Source organism: Spirillospora sp. CA-294931 (assembly GCF_050946795.1).
Lineage (GTDB): Bacteria > Actinomycetota > Actinomycetes > Streptosporangiales > Streptosporangiaceae > Spirillospora.
In genome coordinates this window covers 1,546,262-1,571,958 of the sequence record NZ_CP192006.1, presented here as the reverse complement: position 1 = coordinate 1,571,958, position 25,697 = coordinate 1,546,262, and the positions used below count along the sequence as shown (strand labels likewise).

At 71.3% G+C, this 25,697-nt stretch carries 20 protein-coding genes and 1 tRNA gene; 10 read left to right on the top strand and 11 right to left on the bottom strand.

Going from position 1 to position 25,697, the window contains the following annotated elements; genetic code table 11:
* Complete coding sequence (locus tag ACQPY4_RS07385; protein WP_433333761.1) at window positions 1–1,425, top strand: M1 family metallopeptidase; 1,425 nt, start codon at window positions 1–3, stop codon at window positions 1,423–1,425.
* 40 nt (window positions 1,426–1,465) lie between these two features.
* Here the strand turns inward: ACQPY4_RS07385 and ilvA are convergent, their stop codons facing one another.
* The 3 genes from ilvA to ACQPY4_RS07370 form a co-directional block, all read right to left on the bottom strand.
* Entirely contained in the window at window positions 1,466–2,677 is a 1,212-nt protein-coding gene (gene ilvA / locus ACQPY4_RS07380) for a threonine ammonia-lyase (protein ID WP_433333759.1), read from the bottom strand.
* Window positions 2,667–3,620 (bottom strand): ROK family protein, encoded by a 954-nt coding sequence (locus ACQPY4_RS07375; protein ID WP_433333757.1) that lies wholly within the window; start codon window positions 3,618–3,620, stop codon window positions 2,667–2,669. The genes ilvA and ACQPY4_RS07375 overlap by 11 nt, the downstream gene beginning before the upstream one ends.
* Window positions 3,621–3,804: 184 nt before the next feature.
* A complete protein-coding gene (locus tag ACQPY4_RS07370) occupies window positions 3,805–4,962 on the bottom strand; it encodes an FIST signal transduction protein (protein WP_433333755.1) in 1,158 nt (385 codons plus the stop codon).
* A gap of 171 nt (window positions 4,963–5,133) precedes the next feature.
* On the opposite strand from ACQPY4_RS07370, the gene ACQPY4_RS07365 reads away from it, so the two are divergent.
* From ACQPY4_RS07365 to ACQPY4_RS07350, 4 genes are all read left to right on the top strand, one after another.
* Window positions 5,134–6,543, top strand: coding sequence for a sigma 54-interacting transcriptional regulator (locus ACQPY4_RS07365; protein WP_433333753.1), 1,410 nt, complete (start codon window positions 5,134–5,136; stop codon window positions 6,541–6,543).
* Between the two features lie 17 nt (window positions 6,544–6,560).
* Window positions 6,561–8,534 (top strand): hypothetical protein, encoded by a 1,974-nt coding sequence (locus ACQPY4_RS07360; protein WP_433333751.1) that lies wholly within the window; start codon window positions 6,561–6,563, stop codon window positions 8,532–8,534.
* Window positions 8,535–8,815: 281 nt separating this feature from the next.
* Complete coding sequence (locus ACQPY4_RS07355; protein WP_433333749.1) at window positions 8,816–9,082, top strand: hypothetical protein; 267 nt, start codon at window positions 8,816–8,818, stop codon at window positions 9,080–9,082.
* 65 nt (window positions 9,083–9,147) lie between these two features.
* Window positions 9,148–9,666: a hypothetical protein gene (locus tag ACQPY4_RS07350; protein WP_433333747.1), complete on the top strand. Its 519-nt coding sequence runs from the start codon at window positions 9,148–9,150 to the stop codon at window positions 9,664–9,666.
* A 3-nt stretch (window positions 9,667–9,669) separates the two neighbouring features.
* Here ACQPY4_RS07350 and ACQPY4_RS07345 read toward each other — a convergent pair whose 3' ends face one another.
* Window positions 9,670–10,707 (bottom strand): alpha/beta hydrolase, encoded by a 1,038-nt coding sequence (locus tag ACQPY4_RS07345; protein WP_433333745.1) that lies wholly within the window; start codon window positions 10,705–10,707, stop codon window positions 9,670–9,672.
* A gap of 118 nt (window positions 10,708–10,825) precedes the next feature.
* On the bottom strand, window positions 10,826–11,974 hold the full coding sequence (locus tag ACQPY4_RS07340; RefSeq protein ID WP_433333743.1) for a cystathionine gamma-synthase: 1,149 nt from the start codon (window positions 11,972–11,974) through the stop codon (window positions 10,826–10,828).
* 159 nt (window positions 11,975–12,133) lie between these two features.
* Between ACQPY4_RS07340 and ACQPY4_RS07335 the strand changes: the two genes are divergently transcribed.
* The gene (locus ACQPY4_RS07335) at window positions 12,134–14,305 is read left to right on the top strand and encodes an MMPL family transporter (protein WP_433333741.1); all 2,172 of its coding nucleotides are present in this window, start codon (window positions 12,134–12,136) and stop codon (window positions 14,303–14,305) included.
* Between the two features lie 216 nt (window positions 14,306–14,521).
* Here ACQPY4_RS07335 and ACQPY4_RS07330 read toward each other — a convergent pair whose 3' ends face one another.
* Entirely contained in the window at window positions 14,522–15,892 is a 1,371-nt protein-coding gene (locus ACQPY4_RS07330) for a cystathionine beta-synthase (protein WP_433333739.1), read from the bottom strand.
* Window positions 15,893–16,066: 174 nt separating this feature from the next.
* Here ACQPY4_RS07330 and ACQPY4_RS07325 point away from each other — a divergent pair, with 174 nt between their 5' ends.
* The 4 genes from ACQPY4_RS07325 (at window position 16,067) to ACQPY4_RS07310 (ending at window position 20,434) form a co-directional block, all read left to right on the top strand.
* Entirely contained in the window at window positions 16,067–17,122 is a 1,056-nt protein-coding gene (locus ACQPY4_RS07325; protein WP_433333737.1) for an SGNH/GDSL hydrolase family protein, read from the top strand.
* A gap of 119 nt (window positions 17,123–17,241) precedes the next feature.
* The gene (locus ACQPY4_RS07320) at window positions 17,242–18,570 is read left to right on the top strand and encodes a PQQ-binding-like beta-propeller repeat protein (RefSeq protein WP_433333735.1); all 1,329 of its coding nucleotides are present in this window, start codon (window positions 17,242–17,244) and stop codon (window positions 18,568–18,570) included.
* Window positions 18,571–18,726: 156 nt separating this feature from the next.
* Complete coding sequence (locus ACQPY4_RS07315) at window positions 18,727–19,947, top strand: acetyl-CoA C-acetyltransferase (RefSeq protein ID WP_433333733.1); 1,221 nt, start codon at window positions 18,727–18,729, stop codon at window positions 19,945–19,947.
* A 259-nt stretch (window positions 19,948–20,206) separates the two neighbouring features.
* Window positions 20,207–20,434 carry a DUF4287 domain-containing protein gene (locus ACQPY4_RS07310; protein WP_433338842.1) on the top strand — a complete coding sequence of 76 codons (228 nt, stop codon included), beginning with the start codon at window positions 20,207–20,209 and terminating at the stop codon, window positions 20,432–20,434.
* Window positions 20,435–20,613: 179 nt separating this feature from the next.
* Here ACQPY4_RS07310 and ACQPY4_RS07305 read toward each other — a convergent pair whose 3' ends face one another.
* From ACQPY4_RS07305 to ACQPY4_RS07285, 5 genes are all read right to left on the bottom strand, one after another.
* Entirely contained in the window at window positions 20,614–21,414 is an 801-nt protein-coding gene (locus ACQPY4_RS07305; protein WP_433333731.1) for a Bax inhibitor-1/YccA family protein, read from the bottom strand.
* Window positions 21,415–21,540: 126 nt separating this feature from the next.
* Window positions 21,541–21,613: transfer RNA gene (locus ACQPY4_RS07300), tRNA-Leu, on the bottom strand.
* 175 nt (window positions 21,614–21,788) lie between these two features.
* Window positions 21,789–23,051: a class I SAM-dependent methyltransferase gene (locus ACQPY4_RS07295; protein WP_433333729.1), complete on the bottom strand. Its 1,263-nt coding sequence runs from the start codon at window positions 23,049–23,051 to the stop codon at window positions 21,789–21,791.
* A 23-nt stretch (window positions 23,052–23,074) separates the two neighbouring features.
* Window positions 23,075–24,403, bottom strand: coding sequence for an NAD(P)/FAD-dependent oxidoreductase (locus ACQPY4_RS07290; RefSeq protein WP_433333727.1), 1,329 nt, complete (start codon window positions 24,401–24,403; stop codon window positions 23,075–23,077).
* A 361-nt stretch (window positions 24,404–24,764) separates the two neighbouring features.
* A complete protein-coding gene (locus ACQPY4_RS07285; RefSeq protein WP_433333725.1) occupies window positions 24,765–25,577 on the bottom strand; it encodes a uracil-DNA glycosylase in 813 nt (270 codons plus the stop codon).
* Between the last annotated feature and the right edge of the window lie 120 nt (window positions 25,578–25,697).

Here is a 25,697-nt window from a genome sequence, read left to right as displayed (position 1 = left end):
ATGAGCAGATCCTCACGAGCTCTGGCGGCCGTGGCGCTGGGCGCCACCGCCGGTCTTCTGGCGACCGTGTTGCCCGCCCAGGCGGCGGCGGCGAAATTCACCCCCGGAGCGCCCGGCGCGGGTGACCCCTACTTCCCCGACATGGGCAACGGCGGCTATGACGCCGCCCACTACGACATCGACCTGAGGTACGACGCCATCGGGAAGGGCTTCGAGGGCACGACCACGGTCAAGGCGCGGGCGACCCAGCACCTGTCCCGCTTCAACCTCGACTTCCTCGGGCCGCTGACCGTCTCCGACATCAAGGTCAACGGCCGCGCGGCCGCCCACAAGCGCACCGGGGCCCAGGAACTGGAGATCACTCCGGCCAAGGGCCTGCGCGAGCGTTCGGAGTTCACCGTCACGGTGAAGTACGCGGGCGTCCCGCTGAAGATCAACGACCCGGCGCTGGGCGTCTCGGGCTGGGCCCCGAACGCCGACGGCGGCGTCATGCTCAACCAGCCGTTCGGAGCGGCGTCGGTCTTCCCCGTGAACGACCACCCGACCGACAAGGCCACCTACACCTGGACGCTGGCCGCGCCCAAGGGCCTGAACACCTTCGCCAACGGCGACTTCGGCGGACGCTGGACGCGGGGCGGCGACGTGGTCACCCGGTGGAAGATGCGCCAGCCGATGGCCAGCGAGCTCAGCATGATCGCGATCGGGAAGTACGACACGATCACGGGCCGCACCAAGAGCGGCGTCCCGAACATCACGGCCACCGACAAGGCGCTGGGCATCACGCCCGAGCTGGCCAAGAGCTTCCACACCAAGACCGGTGACGTCCAGGAGTTCCTGGCCGGTCACTACGGCTCCTACCCGTTCTCCTCCACCGGCGGTATCGCGGCCAAGGCGGGCGTGGGCTACGCGCTGGAGACGCAGGGACGTCCCCTGTACGACTTGGCGCGGCGTCCCGGCACCATCCCGTCGGACGGGCTGCTCGCGCACGAGCTCGGCCACCAGTGGTTCGGCGACAGCGTGACGCCCAAGCGGTGGGCCGACATCTGGCTCAACGAGGGCTTCGCCACCTACTCCGAGTGGCTCTACGCGGAGAAGTTCCAGAACAAGCCCGTCCAGACGAGCTTCTACGAGGCCTACGGGCTTCCCGCCGACAACGAGTTCTGGGTGCCCAAGACGGCCGACCCCGGCCGCGACAACATCTTCCACGGCACGGTCTACGAGCGCGGCGCGATGACCCTGCACGTCCTGCGCAAGGCCATCGGCGAGGAGAAGTTCGCCAAGCTGCTCAAGGCGTGGCCGAAGGCGTACAAGGACCGCAACGCCTCCACGGCCGACTTCATCGCCTTCTCCGAGAAGCTGTCGGGCAAGCAGCTGGACGAGCTGTTCCAGAAGTGGGTCTACACCTCGGGCAAGCCCAGCCTGTGACGCTTCGGGCCGGTGCGGCGGGCTCCCGCCGCACCGGCCCTCAGCTCAGCGTCAGCGTGTAGCCGCGTCCGCGCAGGCGGCGCACCACCTCGTCGCAGTGGTCGTTGCCGCGCGTCTCCAGGTGGAGCAGCACCTCGGCCTCCTCGACGTGCAGGCGCGCTGCGACCCGCTCGTGCATCACGTCCAGGACGTTGACGCCGAGCCCGGCCAGCTCGCCCAGCAGCGTCACCAGGGCGCCGGGACGGTCTTTCAGCCGGACGCGCAGCACCAGGTAGCGTCCGGTGCCCGCCAGGCCGTGCCGCAGCACCTTCGACAGCAGCAGCGGGTCGACGTTGCCGCCCGACAGCACCGCCACCACCGGCGTCCGCACCGCGTAGGAGTGCTCCAGCAGGGCCGCGACGCCCGCCGCGCCCGCCGGTTCGACGACCTGCTTGGCCCGTTCGAGGCACAGCAGCAGCGCCTGCGAGATCGACTCCTCGTTCACGGTCACGACGGCGTCGACCAGCTCGCTCACCAGGCGGTAGGTCAGCTCGCCGGGACGTCCGACCGAGATGCCGTCGGCCATCGTGACCTGCGGCTCGATCCGGACGGGACGTCCCGCCGCGAGCGAGGGCGGGAACGCCGCCGCCCGCTTGGCCTGCACCCCGATCACCTTGACGTCCGGCGCCCGCTCCTTGATCGCGGCGGCCACGCCCGCCATGAGCCCGCCGCCCCCGACCGCGCCGACGACCGTCCGGACGTCGGGGAGGTCTTCCAGGATCTCCAGTCCGATCGTCCCCTGCCCGGAGACCACGTCGGGATGGTCGAACGGATGGATCAGCACCGCGCCGTGCTCCTGCGCGTGCTTCTCGGCCGCGACCAGGCACTCGTCGACCGTCGGGCCGGGGAAGACGACCTCGGCGCCGTAGTTCCTGGTGGCGGCGACCTTGGGCAGCGGCGCGCCCTCGGGCATGTAGACGGTGGCCGCGCAGCCCAGCATGGACGCCGCCAGCGCGACACCCTGGGCGTGGTTGCCCGCGCTCGCCGCGACGACGCCCCGCGCCCGCTCCTCCTCACTCAGCCGCGCGATCCGCACGTAGGCGCCGCGGATCTTGAACGAACCGGTCCGCTGGAGGTTCTCGCACTTGAGATACACGGGCCCGCCGACCAGCTCCGAGAGCACCCGGGAGTGGACCAGCGGCGTCCTGACCGCCACCTCGGCGAGCAGCGCGCGGGCCGCGGCCGAGTCGATCGTCCCGCCGTCAGTCGGCATGCCAGTACCTGTCGGCGGCCAGGATGAGGGCCGCCGCGCCGACCAGCCCGGAGGTCTGCCCCAGGCTGGTGGGGACGACCTTGACGTCGCGCGAGAAGTCCATCCGGGCGTGGGCGCGCAGCTCCTTTTCGAGCGGGTCGAACAGCAGCGGGCCCGTCTGGGACAGCCCGCCGCCGATCGCGACGACGTCCAGGTCGCACAGGTGGGTGGCCGAGGCGATCGCCAGGCCGAGCGCGCGCCCGGCCCGGCGCATGGCCGCGGCGGCCACCGCGTCACCGGCCCTGGCGTCCTCGGCCAGCTCCACGCCCGTGACGGCCTCGCCGGGACGCCACCCCTCGCCCTGCGCCCACGCCACCAGCCCGGGGCCCCGGGCGATGGCCTCCAGGCAGCCGCGCCCGCCGCAGCCGCACGGCGGCCCGTCCGGCTCGACGATCACATGGCCGACATGCCCGGCGTTGCCGCTGGCACCGTCGATCAGCCGCCCGTTCAGCACCAGCCCGCCGCCGACGCCCGTCGAGACCACCATGCCGAGCACGTTGTCGTACCCGCGTCCCGCCCCGCGCCAGTGCTCGCCGACCGCCACGCAGACGGCGTCGTTGTGCACCCGGACGGGCAGCCCAGGGTGCCGCTCGCGCAGCCGTTCCCGCAGCGGGAACCCGCGCCAGGCATGGATGTTCAGCGGCGACACCTCGGCCGCGGGCCAGGTCATCGGCCCCCCGCATCCCACGCCCACCCCGATCAGGGCCGGGGCCCCCGCGTCGGCCACCACCTTGCCCAGCAGCCCGTCGAGCGCGCGCCAGAGCACCTCGGCGTCCGGGTCGTCCGGCGTCGCGACCCGGTCGTAGGCGACAACCTCGCCCGCCCCGTCGACCACGGCCGAGGCCATCTTCGTCCCACCAATGTCAACCGCCAGCACCGCCCCGCCCAGCGGCCCCAGCGGCACCGCACCCCCGGAGTCACGCGGCCCAACACCAGACGCCGCACCACCCACCGGCCCATGCGGGATCGCACCCTCGCGCGGCCCGGCACCGGACACCGCCCCGCCCACCGGCCCGCGCGGCACCGCGCCCTCGCGCGGCCCAACACCAGACGCCGCGCCGCCCACCGGCCCCAGCGGCACCGCGCCGTTAGTCACGGGTTGCGCCGAAGGCGAGGATGGAGGCGGTGAAGCCGTGGACGTGGTTGCGGCCCGAGACCGGGCCGATCTCGCCGGCGGCGAAGAAGCCGCCGACTCCTGCGCCGTTGAAGGCGCGCTCCAGCATCCGGGCGTCGTGGTCGGAGTCGGGGAACATCGCGCGGCCCCGCCCGTTGCACGAGAACAGCAGCGCGCCTTCGACCGGGCCCAGGTCGAAGCGGTCGAGCAGCGCCGACAGGTCGTCCTCGGCGGCGCCGGCGTCGCGCACCTGGAAGCGGACCGTCCGGCCGACCTCGACGACGTCGCCGATCGCGATGGCGCCGCTGTCGGTGTCGGCGCCGACCACGCCGCGCACCAGGAAGTCGCCGTGCTCGTGCTCCTCGGCGTACTCGTCCATCGCCACGCCGATCAGCAGGCCGTGGCCCGCCAGTTCCTGGTCCTCCTCGGGCAGGCCGAGGACGACCTGCTCCAGCTTGTCGAGCGCGGGCGTGCCCGCCAGCTCGTACAGGACGTTCTCGTCGGCCTTGGTGACCACCATGTCGGGGCCGATCGGCCGGGCGCCCTGGCTCACCACGGTCGCGGCCACCACCGCGCCGCCGATCACCACGCCGACCGCGCCGGAGTCGACGACCTCGCCGTCGACCATGAGCCGCGCGGAGCCGGGCCCGCGCCCGGCGGCCATGCCGCCGACCAGCGGAAGGCCGGGCAGCGAGTCGGCCGAGCGCTCGACGAACGCGTCCACCGGGAAGCTGTAGGGGTCGGCCAGCAGCAGCGCGACCACGTCGTCGTCGCGCGACTCGGGCATGCCGACGACGATCAGCCGCTCCTCGGCCTTGAGCGTCTCCAGCCGGAACGGTTCGAGCCGCGCCCCCGGCAGGACGGCCGCCCACGCGCTGACGGCCGTGGTCTCCTCGACGCCGCGGCCCGCGCCGATCACGCCGGACGCGCTGCACCCCAGCAGGACGCGGGCGCCCGAGACCCTGGCGGCCTCGTTGGCGGCGTCCTCCACCGCGTCGGGGTCGTCGGCCGAGACGAACAGGCACAGCAGGTCGGGCGGCGCGTCCAGCGGCGCGAGCGCCTGCTCGACGGCCGTTCGGGCGGCCCCGGCCAGGTCGGGACCGACGGCCAGGCCGTCACCGAATCGCGCCATCGGCGCCGCCTCCCTGGAACGGGTCTTCGGGTCGCTTCACCCCTCTAGTCTCCCCCGCCCGCCCCTCCGGACCCAAACCCACGGTGACCGCGTGGCTGCGCCGATCGCGCCGCCGGAGGAATACCCCCGCAAGGGTGCGAGTCGGCGATTCCGCGACGTAATGTCGATCGCGTGCGTGCAACCACACCCCGCGAGACCACTCTGGGCGAGCTGCGCACCAGCGGCCACGTCCACCGGTCCGTCAAGGCCGAGATCCGTCACAACCTGCTGACCCGGCTCCGATCCGGCGAGGCGCGCTTCCCCGGCATCGTCGGGTTCGACGACACCGTCCTGCCCCATCTTGAGCGGGCCCTGCTGGCCGGGCACGACCTGGTGCTGCTGGGCGAGCGCGGCCAGGGCAAGACGCGCCTGATCCGCACGATCGGCGGGCTCCTGGACGAGTGGACCCCGGTCGTGACGGGCTGCGAGATCAACGACCACCCGTACGCGCCGGTGTGCGTGCGCTGCGTCCGGCTGGCCGCCGAGACCGGCGACGACCTGCCAGTGAGCTGGAAGCACCGCGACGAGCGGTACGGCGAGAAGCTCGCCACGCCCGACACCAGCGTCGGCGACCTCATCGGCGACGTCGACCCGATCAAGGTGGCCGAGGGCCGCACGCTGGGCGACCCCGAGACCGTCCACTTCGGTCTTGTGCCGCGCACCAACCGGGGCGTGTTCTCCATCAACGAGCTGCCCGACCTGGCCGAGCGCATCCAGGTGGCGCTGCTGAACGTCCTGGAGGAGCGCGACGTGCAGGTCCGCGGCTACGCGCTGCGGCTACCGCTGGACGTCCTGCTGGTGGCCAGCGCCAACCCCGAGGACTACACCAACCGGGGCCGCATCATCACCCCGCTCAAGGACCGGTTCGGCGCCGAGATCCGCACGCACTACCCGCTCGACATCGAGCACGAGCTGGCGCTGATCCGCCAGGAGGCCGAGCTGGCCGATCTCGACGGCGAGACCGCCGAGGTCCCCGGCCATCTGATCGAGATCATCGCGCGGTTCACCCGGCTGCTGCGCGAGTCGAACGCGGTCGACGCGCGTTCGGGCGTCTCGGCGCGGTTCTCGCTTGCGGGCACCGAGACCGTGGCGGCGGGCGCCGTCCGCCGCGCCGCGATCGCCGGGGAAGACCGCGCGGTCGCGCGGGTGTGCGACCTGCCGGCCATCGTCCCGACGCTGATGGGCAAGGTCGAGTTCGAGGTCAGCGAGGAGGGCCGCGAGCAGGAGGTGCTCGAACACCTGCTGCGCCGGGCCACCGCCGAGACCTACCGCCGCACGCTGGGCGCGGCCGACCTGACCGGGCTGCTGGACAAGTTCGACTCGGGGCAGAGCGTCGAGTCGGGCGAGATGGTGTCCTCGGCCGAGCTGCTCAAGCGCGTCGGGCCCGTCCCCGGCCTCGCCAAGATCATGGAACGGCTCGACCTGACCGGGGAGTCGCCCGGCCAGGCCGCGGCCGCACTGGAGTTCGTGCTCGAGGGTCTCTTCCTCACCCGCCGACTGTCCAAGGACGCCACGGACGGAACGGCCACCTACCGCACGTAGCGAGAGCGAGGCCCGACATGAGTCGTTACCGGTACGGGGCGTACCACGATGGCCCCGACCCGCTCGCGCCCCCGTATGACGTCCGTGGCGCGCTCGACGCGATGGGCGACTCGGTGCTCGAGGGCACCCGCCCGGAGGACGCGCTGCGCGAGATGCTGCGCCGCGGCCTGCCGGGCGCCGGCGACCGCCGGGGCCTGGACGAGCTGCTGCGCGAGGTGCGCGAGCGGCGCCGGGCGCTGCGCGAGCGCGGCCGTCTGGACGGCACGCTGGAGCAGGCCAGGGCGCTGCTCGACACGGCGATCGGGCAGGAGCGGGCCGAGCTGTTCCCCGACCCGAGCGACGAGGCGCGGCTGCGCGAGGCCGAGCTGGAGGCGCTGCCGGACGACACCTCGCAGGCCATCCGGCGCCTGTCGGACTACCAGTGGCGCTCGGACGCCGCCCGCGCCACGTTCGAGAAGCTGAAGGACCTGCTGCGGCAGGAGGTCCTCGACGCCCAGTTCCAGGGCATGCGGCAGGCGCTCCAAGGCCAGGACCCGGCCACGATGGAACGCGTCAAGAACATGATGGCCGCGCTCAACGAGATGCTCGACCGCGACGCGCGCGGCGAGCACACCCAGGACGACTTCGACCGTTTCATGGGCGATTACGGCGACTTCTTCCCCGAGCAGCCCGCGAATCTGGAGGAGCTGGTCGACTCCATCGCGCGCCGCGCCGCGGCGATGGACCGCCTGCTGGCCTCGCTCAGCCCCGAGCAGCGCGAGGAGCTGGCCGGTCTGATGGAACAGGCCCTCCAGGACGCGGGCCTGGCCATGGAGATGTCGCGCCTGAACGACGCGCTGCGCGCGCGCCGTCCCGACCTGGCCTGGGGCGCCCCCGAGCAGATGTCGGGTGAGAACCCGCTGGGCGTCGCCGACGCCACCACGGCGCTGGCCGAGCTCGCCGACCTGGCCGAGCTGGAGGCCGCGCTCGGGCAGGAGTACCCGGGCGCCCGCCTGGACGACATCGACGAGGACGCCGTCCGCCGCGCGCTCGGCCGCCAGGCCGTCGACGACCTGGCCGCGCTGCGCCGCATCGAGGCCGAGCTGGAGCGGCAGGGCTACCTCCAGCGCAGGCGCGGCAAGCTTGAGCTGACGCCCAAGGCCGTCCGGCGGCTGGGCGAGACGGCGCTGCGCCGGGTGTTCGCGCAGCTCGACTCGGGCCGCCGGGGCGACCACGACCAGAGCGACGCGGGCCACGCGGGCGAGCTGACCGGCACGAGCCGCGAGTGGCGGTTCGGCGACGAGCAGCCCCTCGACGTCGTCCGGACGGTGAGCAACGCGATCCGCCGCAGCGCGATGGAGCCCGCTCCCGGGGCGGGCAAGGGCGGCGTCCGGCTCGGCGTGGACGACTTCGAGGTACAGGAGACCGAGCGCCGCACCGCCGCGGCCGTCTGCCTGCTGGTCGACCTGTCGTACTCGATGGTCCTGCGCGGCACCTGGGCCGCCGCCAAGCAGACCACGCTCGCCCTGCACACCCTGGTGACCAGCAAGTACCCGCAGGACGCCATCGAGATCATCGGGTTCTCCAACTACGCGCGCACCCTGCACCCCACCGAGATGGCCGGGCTCGACTGGGACATGGTCCAGGGCACCAACCTGCACCACGCCCTGATGATCGCGGGCCGCCATCTCGACAAGCACCCCGACTTCGAGCCGATCGTCCTGGTGGTCACCGACGGCGAGCCGACCGCGCACCTGCGTCCGGACGGCCGCTCGCTGTTCGACTACCCGCCGTCCCCCGACACGCTCGTGCTGACGCTGGCCGAGGTCGACAAGATGACGCGCCGGGGCGCCGGGCTCAACTTCTTCATGCTCGCCGACGACCGCCGCCTGGTCTCGTTCGTCGAGGAGGTCGCCCAGCGCAACGGCGGCCGCGTCTTCTCCCCCGACGCCGACCGTCTCGGCCAGTACGTCGTCAGCGACTATCTGCGCGTGCGCCGGGGGCGCCGCTGACTGTGTTTACTGAAATCCCGGCCCACCTACGCTCGCCTGGCGGCTCGCTTCGGTGACCGTGATTTTGCGATTGCCGCATCGCTTCGCGATCTCGCCGGGAAGCTTCGCCTTCGGCTCGCTTTCCGCTCATTGACGCAATCGCGCGCGGGCTGAGGTCGGTGCGTGGTGGCGGCCCTCACATGTGATAACACGTTGTTACCAATCAAGTGTGATGCGTAACTCCAGGGGATGCCGTTATGAACCGACTTTTGCCGCTTAGTGGCCTCAGTGCTCTCGCGGCGATGGCCTTCGCTGTTCCGGCACAGGCGGATGAGCCGATCGTGTGCCCGCCGAACGGGGTGCACGGCGAGCCGCTCGCGGCTGTGCAGTGCCCGGCCCCCGTCCTCGAACCTCACATGCCGGTCTCCTCACCGCCCCGGGGGATCGACGACGCGCTCCCCCAGCCGCGGCCCAACAACGACCCCTCGCTGCTGCCTCTGGGCGGCGCGCTGCCGCTGCCCAAGCCGCGCGGCGCGCACGTCCCGCTGATCCCGATCCCGGCCCCCTGATCGCGCCACACGCCCGGCGCGCCGGGTGTGGCGTCGCGCCGGGGGTCCGGGGTTAGGGTCGCGTCATGTCGACTTCCGATCGCCTGATGCTGGTCCTGCACATCGGCTTCGCGATCTTCACGCTCGGCCCGCTGACCGCGGCGACGCACGCGACGCCCCGCTACATCCGCAAGCGGGACGTGGGCGTGGTGCGTTATCTCAACCGGGCCACGCGGCTGTACGCGCTGGGGACGCTGGGAATCCTGCTCTTCGGGATCATCCTGGCCAAGGGCGACTTCGCCCGGGTGTGGCTGACGGTCTCGATCACACTGTTCGTGGTCGCGCTCGTGCTGCTCCTGATCGTCGAGCGCGACCAGCGCAAGGCCATCCACCTGCTGGAGGCGGCCCCGGCGCCCGCCGTCCCCGTCGCCGTCGCCAAGGGCGAGGACGAGGACGACGAGGAGGGCCGGGACGAGAAGGTGGCCGGGGCACCGGCGGCGTCCGACATCGCCCAGGTCGAGCGGGGCCGGATCGCCTCGCTCTCGGGCGTGATCTCGCTGATCTGGCTCGTGAGCCTGGTGCTGATGGTGTGGAACGGGTCCTGACCGTCAGCGGGTGCGGTTCTTCAGCCAGGTCAGCAGCTCGGGATAGACGGTCTCGTCGCTGAACAGCGCGGGCCCGTGCATGGCGCCGGGCACGGTCTTCACCGTGGCCGGAACCCCGACGCCGCGCAGCGCGGCGGCCAGGCCCGTGCTCTGGGTCGCGGGGACGAACTCGCTGTCGCCGTGCATCAGCAGCATCGGCGCGTCGCCCGCCGAGACGTGGGTGGAGGAGTCGGCGTCCGAGACGCGGTTCCAGCAGGCCGGGTCCGACTCGCTCGGCACGCAGCGGATCAGGTCGACCACCGCGCCGCGCAGCCTGCGCTGCCCGTCGGTGGCGGTGGCCTTCAGCCCGTCCTGGTAGGCCAGGTACGGGGTGTTGACCGGCGAGAGCGCCACGACGCCACGGACGCGCTGGGCGCCCTCGCCGTAGGTGCCGAGCTGGGTGGCGAGCAGTCCCCCGGCGGACGACCCGATGACCACGATGCGGGTCGGGTCGACGTTCCAGGTCTTGGCGTGCTTCTTGACGAAGGCCAGCGCCTTGCCCGCGTCGTCGCGCTGGGCGGGCCAGGCCGACTGGCCCGCGAGGCGGTAGTTGGCGGCGAAGACGGTGAAGCCCTGGCTGTTGAGGCGGCGGGCGAAGTACTTCCAGCCGGTCTTGTCGCCGGTCAGCCAGTAGCCGCCGTGCAGGACGAGCACGGCGGGACGCGGCTTGGCTGCGGGTGCCTCCGGCTTCTTGGCCTTGGGCTTGCGGGGCAGGGGACGCCAGTAGACGTCCACCTTCTGGCGGGCGTGCTTGCCGTAGGCGTAGGTGGACACCTTCGGGGGCTTGGGGGTCACCATGACGGCCCTGGCGGAGACGACGGCCTCGTTCTTGGCGGCGCGCGGCGCGGGCTTGGCGGCACGCGGCTGCTCGGCGGGCTTGGCGGTGCCGGAAGACCGCACCGGCGTCGGGTCGGGCGCGGTGGCCCCGGCCCCCGAAGGGACGGCTATGGCGGAGACACAGACCGCGGCGAGCGCCGCTCCACACACCAGTACTTTGCGCACCCCGGGCCCTTTCTTGGTGAACCTGGAGCGCACATCATAGAGCTTTGATCACCTCTTGGGCGGAACCGGCACAGGAATCACTCCACGGGACTACACGCCGATTCCGCCCTTACCGCCGTCAGGAGAACGCGGTCTCCAGGTCGCGCAGCAGGTCGTCGACGTCCTCGATGCCGACCGAGAGCCGGACGAGGTCGCCCGGGACCTCCAGCGGCGATCCGGCCGCCGAGGCGTGCGTCATGCGTCCCGGGTGCTCGATGAGCGACTCCACGCCGCCGAGCGACTCGCCCAGCGTGAACACCGTGGTGCGCTCGCAGACCCGCACGGCCGCCTCCTCGGACGCCATCCGGAACGACACCATGCCGCCGAACGCCTTCATCTGCTTGGCGGCGACGTCGTGCCCCGGGTGCTCGGGCAGACCCGGGTAAAGGACCTTGGTGACGGCCTTGTGCCGGGTCAGCATCTCCACGACGGCCTCGGCGTTGGCGCTGTGCCGGTCCATGCGGACGCCGAGGGTCTTGATCCCGCGCAGCGTCAGCCACGCGTCGAACGGCCCGGCGACGGCGCCCATCGCGTTCTGGTGGAACGTCAGGCGCTCGCCCAGCCCGGCGTCCGAGACGACCAGGGCACCGCCCACGACGTCGGAGTGCCCCCCGATGTACTTGGTCGTGGAGTGGATCACCACGTCCGCGCCGAGCGTCAGCGGACGCTGGAGGTAGGGCGAGGCGAAGGTGTTGTCGACCGCAAGCAGCGCCCCGGCCCCGCGCGCCACCTCCGCCAGCGCGGCGATGTCGGCGATGCCCAGCAGCGGGTTGGTGGGCGTCTCCACCCAGATCAGCCGGGTTTCCGGGCGGACGGCGGCCCGCACGGCGTCCACGTCGTTCAGCGGGACGGGATCGAACGACACGCCCCACGGCTCGGCCACCTTGGCGAAGAGCCGATAGGTCCCCCCGTAGGCGTCATTCGGAATGATGACATGGTCGCCGGGCTTGCACACCGTCCGGATGAGAGCGTCCTCCGCGGCCAGCCCGGACGCGAACGCCAGCCCCCGGGAGCCGTCCTCGACGGCGGCGAGGCACTCCTCCAGCGCGGTGCGGGTCGGGTTGGCCGACCTGGAGTACTCGTAACCCCCGCGCAGGCCGCCGATGCCGTCCTGTTTATAGGTGGAGACCTGGTAGATCGGCGGGACGACCGCACCCGTCACGGGGTCGGGCTCCTGTCCCGCGTGAATCGCCAGCGTCTCGAATCCCTGGTGAACGTCCTTGTCCATGAGGACGAGGCTATCCACCGGCCAACCCTCCCGGAGGAGGAGGTGCTCCCCCAGAGGTATCAGGCCCTAATTCGGCTCCCGGGTTGACCACATCCAACCTCGTGATCTCTACCGTTAGGTGGGTTGATTCCCCTGATGGCCGCAGATTAAGGAAGACCTATGTTCGCTGGGCTCGCGCGCTTCGTCGTGAGACATCCGTGGTGGACGATCCTGGCGTGGGTAGTGAGCGCCGTGCTGATCGTCGCTTTCTCTCCCAACCTCGAGACCAAGTCCGACCAGGGCGACTTCCTCCCGTCCAAGTACGAGGCCGTCAAGGCCATCAAGCTGGCCGAGAAGGCGTTCCCCGAGCAGGCCGACACCACCGCGCTGATCGTGGTGAAGCGCACCGACGGCAAGCCGCTGACGCCGGCCGACACCACACAGGTGAACAAGGCCGCGCAGACGCTGAACGCCAAGCGCTACCCGACGACCGTCGGCGTCGTCACCGACGCCCAGTCGGTGTCGCCCAACAAGGCCGTCCAGATCATCAGCGTGCCGATGAAGGGGACCAGCCAGGACGACTCCAAGAAGCAGGGCGACGTCGTCAAGGATCTCCGCAAGGACCTTCCCGGTGCGCTGGGCGACGGTCTGAGCGCGAAGGTCGGCGGCAGTGTCGCCGACTTCACCGACAACGAGAAGTCGTTCACCGAATCGTTCCAGCTCGTCACGATGGCGACGTTCGGCCTGATCATCGGTCTGATCCTGCTGATCTTCCGGGCGCCGATCGCGGCCATCCTGCCGATCATCCTGATCGCCCTGACGGAGGTCGTCTCGGCGAAGCTGATCGGGCTGGCGTCCAAGGTGCTGGACTTCTCCGGTGACGACAGCCTGCAGATCATCATGACGATCGTGCTGTTCGGCATCGGCGCGGACTACTACCTGTTCCTGCTGTTCCGCTACCGGGAACGGCTGCGGGCAGGCGAGGACAAGAAGACCGCGATGATCCAGACGGTGGAGCGCGTCGGCGAGGTCATCACCTCCGCCGCGGCCGCCATCGCCGCGACCTTCCTGGTCCTCATGCTGGCCGCGTTCGGGATCTTCTCCGCCTGGGGCCCGTCCCTGGCGATCGCGGTCATCGCGATGGGCATCACCTCGCTCACGCTCTTCCCCGCCGTCATGTCGCTCATCGGCCCGGCGATCTTCTGGCCGTCCAAGTCCTGGAAGAAGGAGCCCAAGGCCAAGATCTCCACGGGCATGGGCAACATGGTCGGCAAGCGCCCGGCCGTGATGGCACTGGTGTCCGGCGCGATCCTGGTCGTGCTCTCGCTCGGCGCCTTCGGGTTCAAGGCCGACTACGACTTCCAGGCCAGCTTCCCGCAGGACACCGAGTCCGCGAAGGCCATGAAGGACATGAAGGAGGGCTTCCCGCCCGGCCTGACCACCCCGGTGCAGGTCTACATCAAGTCGACCAGCAACCAGCCGATCAGCAAGGAGGCCCTGGCCGAGTTCAGCGCCAAGGCCAAGTCGGCCCCGGGCGTCGGAAGCGTCAAGGAGCCCATCCCCAACAAGGACGGCTCGGTCGTCCGCGTCGACCTGCTGCTCAAGAAGAACCCGGTCAGCAACGAGTCGATCACGCTGGTCAAGGACGATCTGCGTCCCGCGGTCCACGACATCGAACCGCGCGGCACCGACGTCCTGGTCGGCGGCGAAACCGCGATCTTCGGCGACATCAACAAGGTCGTGAACCGCGACCTGTCGGTCATCCTGCCGGTGGCGGGCGTGCTGATCGCGCTCATCCTGCTCCTGCTGCTGCGCTCGGTGGTGGCGCCGATCTACCTGGTGCCCGCGGTGCTGCTCGGCTTCTCCGCGACGATGGGAGCCTCGGTGTTCGTCTTCCAGGGCGCGATGGGCAAGCCCGGTGAGATCTTCCACCTGCCGATCATGCTCTACCTGTTCGTGCTGGCCATCGGGACCGACTACAACATCCTGATGACCGCCCGGCTGCGGGAAGAGGCCAAGGAAGGCCACGAACCGCGCAAGGCGGCGGCCCTGGCCGTCCAGCACGGCGGCCCCACGGTCGCCGCGGCGGGCCTGATCCTGGCGGGCACCTTCTCGGTGATGCTGCTGGCGAAGGTCTCGATGCTCCAGCAGATGGGCTTCTCCATCGCGATCGGCATCGCGCTGTCGGCCTTCGTCATGGCGATCTTCCTGGTGCCGGGCATCACCGCCCTGCTGGGCCACAAGGCCTGGTGGCCGGGTCACGCCGACCAGCCGAAGACCCCGCCGCAGCACTACCCGCCGCAGGGCGGCGCCCCGGAGGGCTACTACGCCCCCTCGGGAGTCCGCAAGTAAAGACCCGGAGGGAGCCGTCGGGGGCGGCTCCCTCCCCAGAACGTCGGGTTGCGGGTGACGGTCAGAAACGCCGCCCACAGGCCGCCCCGCAACCCGACACATACAAGGAAGCGCCGGTCCCGACCCAGTCGGGACCGGCGCTTCCCTTTAGCCGGGCATCCCCGGGTAACGGAAGAAGGGCCGAGCTCGCTACGCGAGGTCGGCCCTTCTTGGTCGTCAGTGGGCGGCTAGGAAGGCGATGAGGTCCTGGCGGGTCACCAGGCCCTTGGGCTTGCCGTCCACGAGGACGACGGCGGCGCCGGCCTTCTCCAGGACGGCCACGGCCTTGCTGACGGGCTCGCCGGAGCCGATGATCGGCAGGGGGGCGGACATGTGGCCCTCGATGGGCTCGCTGAGGCGGTCGCGGTCGGCGAGCAGGAGGCCGAGCAGGTCGCTCTCGACGATGGAGCCGACGACCTCGGCGGCCATGACCGGGGGCTCCTCCTTCATGACGGGCAGCTGGGAGACCTCGTACTCGCGCATGATCGAGATGGCCGTCTCGACGCTCTCGTGCGGGTGGACGTGGACGAACTCCGGCAGCGTCCCGCCCTTGCGGGTGAGGACCTCGCCGACGCGGGCCTCCTCGGTGGACGGCGTCAGGAAGCCGTAGTCGGCCATCCACTCGTCGTTGAAGATCTTGGAGAGGTAGCCGCGGCCGCCGTCGGGCAGCAGGACGACGATGACGGCGTCGTCGTCGGCCTCGGCGGCGACGCGGAGGGCCGCGACGACGGCCATGCCGCAGGAGCCGCCGACCAGCAGGGCCTCCTCGCGGGCCAGGCGGCGGGTCATGGTGAACGAGTCCTTGTCGGACACGGCGATGATCTGGTCGCAGATGTCGCGGTCGTAGGTCTCGGGCCAGATGTCCTCGCCGACGCCCTCGGTGAGGTAGGGGCGGCCGCTGCCGCCGGAGTAGACCGAGCCTTCGGGGTCGGCGCCGACGATCTGGACGCGCCCGCTGGAGATCTCCTTGAGGTAGCGGCCGGTGCCGCTGATGGTGCCGCCGGTGCCGATGCCCGTCACGAAGTGGGTGATGCGGCCCTCGGTCTGCTCCCAGATCTCCGGGCCGGTGGTCTCGAAGTGGGAGCGCGGGTTGTTGCCGTTGCGGTACTGGTCGGGCTTCCAGGCGCCGGGGATCTCGGCGGCGAGGCGGTCGGAGACCGAGTAGTACGACTCGGGGTGCTCGGGCGAGACGGCCGTCGGGCAGATCACGACCTCGGCGCCGTAGGCGCGCAGCACGTCGATCTTGTCCTTGGCGACCTTGTCGGGGCAGACGAAGACGCACCGGTAGCCGCGTTCCTGGGCGACGATGGCCAGGCCCACGCCGGTGTTGCCGGACGTCGGCTCGACGATCGTGCCGCCCGGGCGCAGCGCCCCCGACTCCTCGGCGGCGTCGATCATGCGGACGGCGATGCGGTCCTTGACCGAGCCTCCGGGGTTGAAGTACTCCACCTTGGCCAGCACCTGGGGTGACGGGCCGCTGGTCACCTTGCGCAACCGTACGAGCGGGGTGTTCCCAATCAGCTCGACGAGCGAATCATGTACGTGCACCGCGACGTCCTTGTCGTTCAGCTTGTTGCATCCCCGTTCAACCCGTGTGAACTGCGCGTGTACCGCGCTGCCAGGGATGAGGATTCGGATAGATTCCAGTTTCGACGGTAGCCCAAAACGGTGGCGGCGGGGCAAGTGACGCATGCTGGTGATGGGCTGCCCATTCGCCCGGCGATGACGGAGGGTTGTCATTTGATCCTGAATCACAGGGCGTTCACGGCGCGGCGTATCGCGACGGCGGCGGCATACGGGGGCGGGGGCATCACGGCCCTTGGCGGGCTGACTTTCGGCTTGGTGGTCGTTGAGGCCAAGCTCGCCCGCAAGATCATCGCGGCGACGCCGAGCGGCGACCCGCCGGCGGCGGACGGGCTCTACGGCTCGGCGCTGCCCGGCCCGGCGATCTCGTTCGTGGTGCTGGGCGACTCGACGGCGGCGGGGCTGGGGGTGCACCGGCCGGACGAGACGCCGGCGGCGATGCTGGCGGCCGGGCTGTCGTCGATCGCCGGGCGTCCGGTGCGGCTGACCAACGTCGCCGTCTCCGGCTCGCGGTCGGAGATGATGGTGACCGAGCAGCTCGACCGGGCGCTGGAGGCGCGGCCGAGGATCGCGGTCATCATGGTCGGCGCGAACGACGTGACGGCGCGCATCCCCCCGGGTGAGTCCGTCCGGCATCTGGCGCGGGCGGTCCAGCGTCTGAGGGCGGTGGGCTGCGACGTGGTCGTGGGGACGTGCCCCGACCTCGGCTCGGTCAAGCCGCTGATGCAGCCGCTGCGCTGGATCGCCCAGCGGGCCAGCCGCCAGCTCGCCGCGGCCCAGACGATCGCGGTGGTGGAACTGGGCGCGCGGTCGGTCTCGATCGGAGGCCTTCTCGGACGCGAGTTCGCGGCCGACCCGCTGGAGATGTTCAGCGACGACCGCTACCACCCGTCCGCCCGGGGCTACGCGGCGGCGGCCGCGGCGATGCTGCCGTCGATGGCGGCGGCGCTGGGGCTCGACCCGGAGCTGGACTCGATGCCGGACGCGCGGCGCGGCGAGGGCGTCCTGCCGGTCTACCTGGCCGCGGCCGAGGCGGCGGAGGCCGCCGGGACCGAGGTGGCCGGGACGCGGGTCGCGGGCCGCGAGCGTGGCCCTCGGGGCCGCTGGGCGACGCTTCTGCGGCGCGTCCACCCCAACGGCGGGTCCGACGACAGTGGTTCTGGGGAAAATCTGGAAGCGCTACCGATTTTGTAGCGTCTCTGTTACTTTCCGTTGCTGCGGCAACAGTGCCCCAGCCCCCAGGAGTCTCCGCCATGCCCTCGCACACCCGGAAGCGACTACTCACGGCGACAATACCCGTACATATCGCGACATTGTCCCTTGCGGCCGGGGCGTGCTCCAGCGGCCCGGCCACGAGCGGCGCTCAGGCCGCGCAGGGCTGGACGGGCAAGGGCGTGAACGCCGTCAGCCGTCCGATCACGGGGTCCGGCGTCGCCGCCGTGACCGGCCTGCGGCCCGACGGGTCGCTGGAGACGGCGGTCTTCGACCTGGCCAAGGGCGGCAGGCTGTGGGCGCGCCCCGCGACCATGGTCGGCAGGCTGTCGGGGATGGGCGTCCAGCCGCCGGCCGTGGCCGCCGGGCCCGGCGGTGGCCTGGTCGTGGCGCTGGAACCGCAGCGCACCGGCAGGTGGAAGGCCACGCTGGTCGCCCGCGACGCCCGCACGGGCGCGCAGCGGTGGGCCCGTCCGGTCGACTCGACGTTCGGCCCGGTGCGCTGCGGCACGCACGTGTGCCTGTCGGAGTCCACCGCGCGCAAGAACGCCCGGTTCGTCGCGCTCGATCCGGCGACCGGCCGGTCGTCCTGGTCGATGCCGGGCATCGCCGAGGTCGAATGGGCGGACCACTCCAAGGCGGTGTTCTTCCGGATGGCCCAGCATCCGACGCTGGAGGCGCGCGACCTGAGGTCCGGCCGGGTGCTGTGGACGTTCCCGGTCGAGCGGGCCGTGGGCACCGGGGTGAACCTGTCGGGCGGCTGGGCGTTCGGCGCGCTCACCGGCACCACGCCCTCGCCGAATGACGTCCTGGTGAGCTACATGGCCCCCTACCAGGCCCGCAAGGGCAGGGCCCTGTCGTCGTTCGGGTTCTTCGGGCTGCGCCTGTCGGACGGCAAGCCCGCCTGGGTGCGCAAGCGGCTGCTGCGCGTCTACCCCAGCGCCAACCCGGCCGTCGCGCTCATCACGCGGCAGGTGACGCCCGCCGGGACGTACGGCGGGTTCGAGCAGCTCGACCCGCGCACCGGACGCACGACCGCGGTCATCCCCGGTGACAGGACGCCCCGCAGCGCCTGGTGGCTGTCGTTCCCGTCCGACCTGACCAAGCTCGGCTTCCTCGCCCAGGGCAAGGCGGGCAGCGCCTACGAGTTGAAGAGCGCCGCCCCCGTCCCGGCCGCGAAGCTGCGCGCGTGGTCGTTCTGTACCGTGACCCCGGCCGAGCTCCGCATCACCGGGCAGCGCGGCTTCTACCCCATCGCTCCCCTGTGCGCGTATGACCTCGCCACGGGCAAGAAGGTCCCGTCCCCGGGGGCGCCTCCCGGGTGGTACACGGGTGCGGTGGACGGCTGGCGGGTATGGCGGGACGAGAGCGGCGTGATGCACGCCGTGAAGGACGCCAAGGGCTCGGCCCCAGGCATGTACGGGGCCTGAGACCAGCCCTGTTAGACGTCCTGTCAACAAACGCCGGGCCCGCCGTGTACGTCGTCCGGGCCAACGGCTACATTGCTTGTGACCGGTGAGTAACACGCGATGCCGCGACGGGCGCCGGTCGCCGGAGACAGGCCGCACAGAACAGGGAGACACCACATGCCCGAGGCAGTCATTGTCGCGACCGCGCGCTCGCCGATCGGACGCGCGTTCAAGGGTTCGCTGAAGGACATCCGTCCCGACGACCTGACGGCTCAGATGATCAAGGCCGCGATGGCCAAGGTGCCGCAGCTCGGCCCCGACCAGATCGACGACCTCCTGCTCGGCTGCGGCCTGCCCGGCGGAGAGCAGGGCTACAACCTGGCCCGCGTGGTGTCGGTGCTGCTCGGCTGGGACAACGTCCCCGGCGCGACGATCACCCGCTACTGCTCGTCCTCGCTGCAGACCACCCGGATGGCGCTGCACGCGATCAAGGCGGGCGAGGCCGACGTGATCGTTTCGGCCGGTGTCGAGACCGTCAGCCGCTTCGCCAAGGGCAGCAGCGACGGCCTTCCCGACACCCAGAACCCGCTGTTCGCCGACGCGCAGGCCCGCACCACCGCGCGCGAGGCCGAGGGCTCCGAGGTCTGGAAGGACCCGCGCGAGGACGGCGCCCTGCCCGACATCTACATCGCGATGGGGCAGACCGCCGAGAACGTGGCCCAGATCCGCGGCCTGTCGCGCCAGGCGCAGGACGAGTTCGGCGTCCGTTCGCAGAACCTGGCTGAGAAGGCCCTAGCCAACGGGTTCTGGGAGCAGGACATCACGCCGGTCACGCTGCCCGACGGCACCGTGGTCAGCAAGGACGACGGCCCCCGTCCCGGCACCACCTACGAGAAGGTGTCGCAGCTCAAGCCCGTGTTCCGCCCCGACGGGACGGTCAACGCCGGCAACTGCTGCCCGCTGAACGACGGCGCCGCCGCGGTCGTCGTCATGAGCGACACCAAGGCCGCCGAGCTCGGGATCACCCCGCTGGCCCGGATCGTCTCGACCGGCGTCACCGGCCTGTCCCCCGAGATCATGGGCCTGGGCCCGGTGGACGCCTCCCGCCGCGCGCTGGCCAAGGCGGGCATGACCATCGCCGACATCGACCTCGTCGAGATCAACGAGGCGTTCGCCGCGCAGGTGCTGCCGTCGGCCGAGGACCTCGGCATCGACCACGACAAGCTCAACGTCAACGGCGGGGCCATCGCGGTCGGCCACCCGTTCGGCATGACCGGCGCCCGCATCACCTCCACCCTGCTGAACGGCCTGAAGTTCCACGACAAGCAGTTCGGCCTGGAGACCATGTGCGTGGGCGGCGGCCAGGGCATGGCGATGGTCCTGGAGCGACTGAGCTGAGGCTGTACCGCGAGCGGCGTCCGGCCCAGTCGGTCATTGGATCGATCGACTGGACGGTGACCACCGCGTGAACTGAACCGTCAGGTGGGCGGGTGCGGGGCCTGGGGGCGCCGCGCCTGCCCACCTGCGTTTTCACTAAACCAAGGGCGGGCAAGAAAGGATCTACGTAACGCGCTCGATAGACCCCCGTTAGGGGGTTGTCACATTTGAAGTCGTGTTGCAGAGTCAGCAGGAAGAGCCCCGCTTCATGGAGGTGCCTATGTCCCTGAGCCACTCGCCGGAGACGCACAGCAAGCTGATCGCACGCATCCCGAAAGTCACAGGACGTGACATCCCCGAGTGGTTCTCCACCATCGAGAACGGCCCTTCGTTCCTACGCTGTGATGAGCGAAGCAACTGGCTCGCCGACGAGCACGGCATCTCGCATGGCTACGCGACCGCGCTGGTGCGCGAACACGAACGCACCCGGCGCGCGCGACACTACTGATCGACCTCACACACAACAGACTTCCGCGAGTTTCGCCGGGGCTGCGCCCGCCAACGGATGACCCCCGCAGTCGCAACCGTCCAGCGGTGCGACCTTGGCGCCGAGCCGGCCCCGCAACCGATCAGCCCCTGCCGGAGGGTTCCGGCAGGGGCTGATCGCAGTTCGGGAGCGGGCGGGCGTCAGTCGCGCCCGTAGAAGTACGACAGGAAGCGCAGCAGCTCGAGGTAGATCCAGACCAGGCTCAGCACCAGGCCGAACGCGCAGTACCAGGCGAACTTCTCCGGAGCCTGGGCGCGGACGCCCTGCTCGACGGCGTCGAAGTCGAGCAGCAGGAAGAAGCAGCCCACCAGGATGGCCACCACGCTGAACACGTAGGCCAGGGGGTTGCTCGCGTCGCGGATGCCGATGCCGCTGTCGGAGCCGAAGATCTGCACGACCAGGTTGACCAGCATCAGGCCGATGAGGCCGATGCCCGCCGCCAGGACGAACTTGGTGAACTTCGGCGTGACGCGCACGATGCGCAGCGCGTAGACGGCGAGCGTGGCGCCGAACGCCAGCGCGGTGCCGATCACGGCCTGGAAGACCACGCCGTGGTACAGGTCGTTGTAGGCGTTGCTGATGATGCCCACCGCGACGCCGTAGATCGCCGCGAAGGCGATCACCGTGCCGGCGTTGGCCTTGTTGCGGCCGAAGGTGATGAACGCCCAGATGCCGAGCTGGGCGATGATCGCCACGGCCAGCACCGGCAGCGCCAGCTTGGCGGGAACCAGGACCCACGAGAGCGCGGCGGTGGCGACCAGGGTCACCAGGGTCAGGAAGCCGCGGACGACGACGTCGTCGATGGTCATGGCCCGTTCGGCCGGCGGCGCGTAGGAGGGCGCGTTGTACATGTCCTGCAACTGCTGCGGGGTCGGCGCGCCGTAGCCCCCCGCCTGCTGCCCGAAGTTGTTACCCCGGAACGCGGGGTTCCTGCTCTCCATCGGAGCCTCCACTATGGCTGACCTGTCCGATCATTCTAGACGGACGGGACGTCATCGGGGTTCCCGGCGGGTGTCGTCTCAATCTCGTCCCGGCCGGCGTCCCAGACGGACGCCGGCCGGGGTCGGTGCCCCCGGTCGGATTCGAACCGACACAAAAGCTCTTTTAGGGAGCCTGCCTCTGCCATTGGGCTACAGGGGCGGCGCAATCATACCGAGACCCATTGGTCACTCAGGCAACAGATATTCGACCGAGACGGCTTTTGCGCCAAATCGAGGCGCACAACGCGTAACGATCATGGAATGCCCAGCTCAAGCCCCGTTGTGCATTTTGTTGATCTTACCTCCCATGGCGGGAGACCATACGGTTCCTTGCCTCAGGAACCCAACGGGACGCCCCGGACGGCGGGCGTGTCGAGCAGCGCCACGCCCGCGCGGCCGTCGCGGTCGCGGCGTATCGCGCAGATCTCGTGGACGCCGATCCGCCCGCTCTCGCAGGCCAGCGCGGACGCGGCCAGGTACAGCAGCCACACCCGGGCCACGCCCTCCCCCGCCAGGTCGGAGCATTCGGCCCAGTGGCGCTGGAGGTTGGCGGCCCAGGCCCGCAGGGTGCGGGCGTGGTGCTCGCGCAGCGCGCCGATGGCCCTGATCTCCAGCCCGGCGTCCTCCAGTGCCGCCACCAGGGCGCCGAGGGGCAGCAGCTCGCCGTCCTCGGGGAACATGTAGCTGGTGGTGAACGTCCGCCTGATCTGGTGCGGGCCGGGCCGCCTGACCGGCTGCTGGAGCATGAGGCGGCCACCCGGGGCGAGCAGGTCGTAGATGGGCGCGATCTCGTGGCTCAGCGTCTCGGCCCCCGCCATGCCCACGATGGCGTCGTAGGGGCCGCCGCCAGCCTCGGCGAGGTCCCACCCCCGGACGTCGACGAGCTCGGCGACGCCGAGGGCCCGGGCGCGCTCGGCCATGAACTCGGCCTGCTCGGGCGAGCGCGTCATCGCCACCACCCGGACGCCGAGCTGCTCGGCCAGGTGGCAGCCCAGCGAGCCCCAGCCCGCGTTGAGGTCGAGGACGCGCTGGCCCGGCAGCAGCTCAAGCCGCTCGGCCAGCGTGTTCAGCGCGGCCTGCTGGGCGGCGTCCAGATCGACCGCGTCGGCCCACAGGCCGCTGCCGTGCGCCATCGACGGGCCGAGCAGCCGGGCGAAGAACGCCGCCGAGGCGCGCAGCGGCCCCGGCGCGCCCGACGGGAACTCCTCGGGCGGCGGCTTGGGCTCGGGCCCGACGGCGCCGAGCGTGACGGCCGTCCGGACGATCTCGCGCTTGTCGTCGCTGCTGAGCCTGATCGGCTCGTCGCCGCTGCGCATGACCCGCTGGACGGCGTCGAGCGCTCCGAAGACGTCTCCCTCGATGTCGAGCTCACCCGCGACGTACGCGCGCGCCAGGCCCATCTCCCCCGGCTTCCACAGCAGGCGCCGCAGCGCCCGGCGGTGCCGGATCACGAAGGCGGGCGCGCCGGGCGGCCCGACCGTGCTGCCGTCCCAGGCGCGCACGCGGATCGGCAGGTCGCCGGCGGCCTCGCGACCCTCGCCGAGCAGGATTCTGGTGAGCAGCGGCGCGAGCCGTGACGCGATCCCGTCGTTCCTCACCCGACCCGCCCTTCTCTCAGCCGCTAGTGGTCCGCGCGGCGCCTCCCGGCCGCCTGCTCGAACTCCTGGCGGGGCCGCTGCAGCTCACCGAGAGAGACGATCTCGCGCCGGAAGAACAGCGCGAGCGTCCAGTCCGCGGTGACCCGCATCTTGCGGTTGATGGTCGGCATCCGAGACAGATGGTATGTGCGGTGCATGAACCAGGCGAGCAGGCCCTTCAGTTTGATGCCGTAGACGTTGGCCACACCCTTGTGCAGCCCGAGCCCGGCCACGGACCCGACGTAGCGGTGCACGTACGGCTTGCGGGCCTTGCCGCGCAGGTCGGCCACGATGTTGTCGGCCAGCCGCTTGGCCTGCCGGACGGCGTGCTGGGCGTTGGGCGCGCAGTAGTCGCCCGCGTCGGTGAGGTCGGGCACGGCCGCGTTGTCCCCGGCCGCGTACACGCCGGTGAGGCCCTCGACGGTGAGCTCGGCGGTCGCCTTGACGCGTCCCTTGTCGTCGATCGGCAGGTCGCTCTCGCGCACGACGGGATGCGCCTTGACCCCGGCCGTCCACACCAGCGTCCCGGCGTCGAACTCCTCGCCGTCGCTGAGCACGATGTGCTGGTTCTCGGCCGACTTGAGCAGGGTCTCCAGCCGGACCTCGATGCCGCGGCGGCGCAGCGCCTCGGCCGTCCAGCGGCCCATCTCGGGCCCGACCTCGGGCAGGATGCGGTCGGTGGCCTCGACCATCATCCAGCGCATGTCGCCGGGGTCGATGCCGGGATACCACTTGCAGGCGTCGCGGGCCATGTCCTCCAGCTCGCCCAGCGCCTCGACCCCGGCGAACCCGGCGCCGACGAACACGAACGTCAGGGCGCGGCTCCTGGCCTTCTCGTCCCCGATGGACGCGGCCGTGTCGAGCTGTCTGAGCACGTGGTTGCGCAGGTAGATGGCCTCCCCGACGGTCTTGAAGCCGATGCCGCACTCGGCGAGCCCGGGGATCGGCAGCGTGCGCGAGATCGAGCCCGCCGCCACGACCAGGCGCCCGTAGGGGATCTCGCGCGACTCCCCACCGCCCTCGGGACGGAACGCGACGCGACGCCGCGCGTGGTCGATGGACGTGACGTGCCCGTTCAGGATCCGGCAGCGCCGCAGGACCTTGCGCAGCGGCGCGACGACATGGCGGGGCTCCAGGTTGCCCGCCGCGGCCTCCGGCAGGAACGGCTGGTAGGTCATGTAGGACTGCGGATCGATCACCGTGATGGCGACGTCCCCGCGCCTCAGCTCGGTGCGCAGCTTCTTCTGCAGGCGCAGCGCGGTGTACAGGCCGACGTAGCCTCCGCCGACGATGACGATGTCCTCCGTTGACATAGAGGGGCGATACCCGTAACTGAGCGATCACACCCCCGATCGAAAATCGGGGAGAAAACCCCCGTCGTCCGGCGAACCACTGCGCACCCACCCGCATCTCACATGGTGCAACGCGAGAAACGGCGGCCAGGGCCGGACGGGGGCGTCAAGCGAACCGGTTCGGGGGTCGTCTCGGGGGCGATCCCGGGCCGCCGCTTGACCAAGGCCCTGCCCGCCGTTCCTCGCGTCGCCCAGCCCACGAATCGCCACGAACACGCCCCGGCCGCAGTCAGCGCACGCGTCTGGCCGCATTGCCGCCCCACCCCACACGCTTCCTCCGCCCTGCGATGACAGGCATGGACGCCGCTCGCGTCGTCCGCGGTCAACGGGCCAGGGCGCGGGCACGGGTGAAGACCGCGTCGAGCATCTCCTCGGTCACGCGCCCGGTGAAGGTGTTCTGCTGGCTGGGGTGGTAGCAGCCCAGCATCGCGACCGTCCGGCCGTCCGGCGCGCCGAGTTCGATCTCCACGCCGTGCCCGAACGCGGGACGCGGGCGCGGCACCGTGTACCTGGCCTGCTTGAGCGCGGGCCAGACGCCCTGCCAGGCGAATCCGCCGAGGCAGACCACGCACCGGACGCTCGGCGCGACCTCGGACACCTCGCGCGCCAGCCACGGCAGGCAGGTGGCGCGCTCGCCGGGCGTGGGCTTGTTGTCGGGCGGCGCGCACCGCACGGTCGCGGCCATCCGGGTGTCGATGAGGCGCTGGCCGTCACCGGCCCGGACGCTGGTCGGCTGCGACGCGAGCCCCACCCGGTACAGCGAGGCGAACAGCCAGTCGCCCGAGCGGTCGCCGGTGAAGATCCGTCCGGTCCGGTTGCCGCCGTGCGCGGCGGGCGCCAGCCCCACGATCAGGATGCGCGGCTCGTCGTCGCCCCAGCCCGCGATGGGACGTCCCCAGTACTCCTCGTCGGCGAACGCGCGGCGCCGCTCGACGGCCACCTTCTCCCGCCAGGCCACCAGCCGGTCGCAGGCTCGGCAGACCGACTGCCGCGCGCACAGCTCGCCGAGCCCGGACGCCTTCTCGGCGAGGTCGAGCACCTCGCCCGCCGTGTGCGCGACGGGTGTGCCGGGCGCGGCCGGGTCGTCGGGCCATCCCGTCCCCGGCGGGACGAACGGAGCGCGTGGTTTCTCCATGCCGCCGATCCTCGCACGGCCGCCGGACGTCGCTCCGGGCACACACACCGCGTCATGCGCTGTAACCGAAAGCTCTATATGCGGGACGTCCCGTCTCGATACGATGCGGTTCGCCGGTCA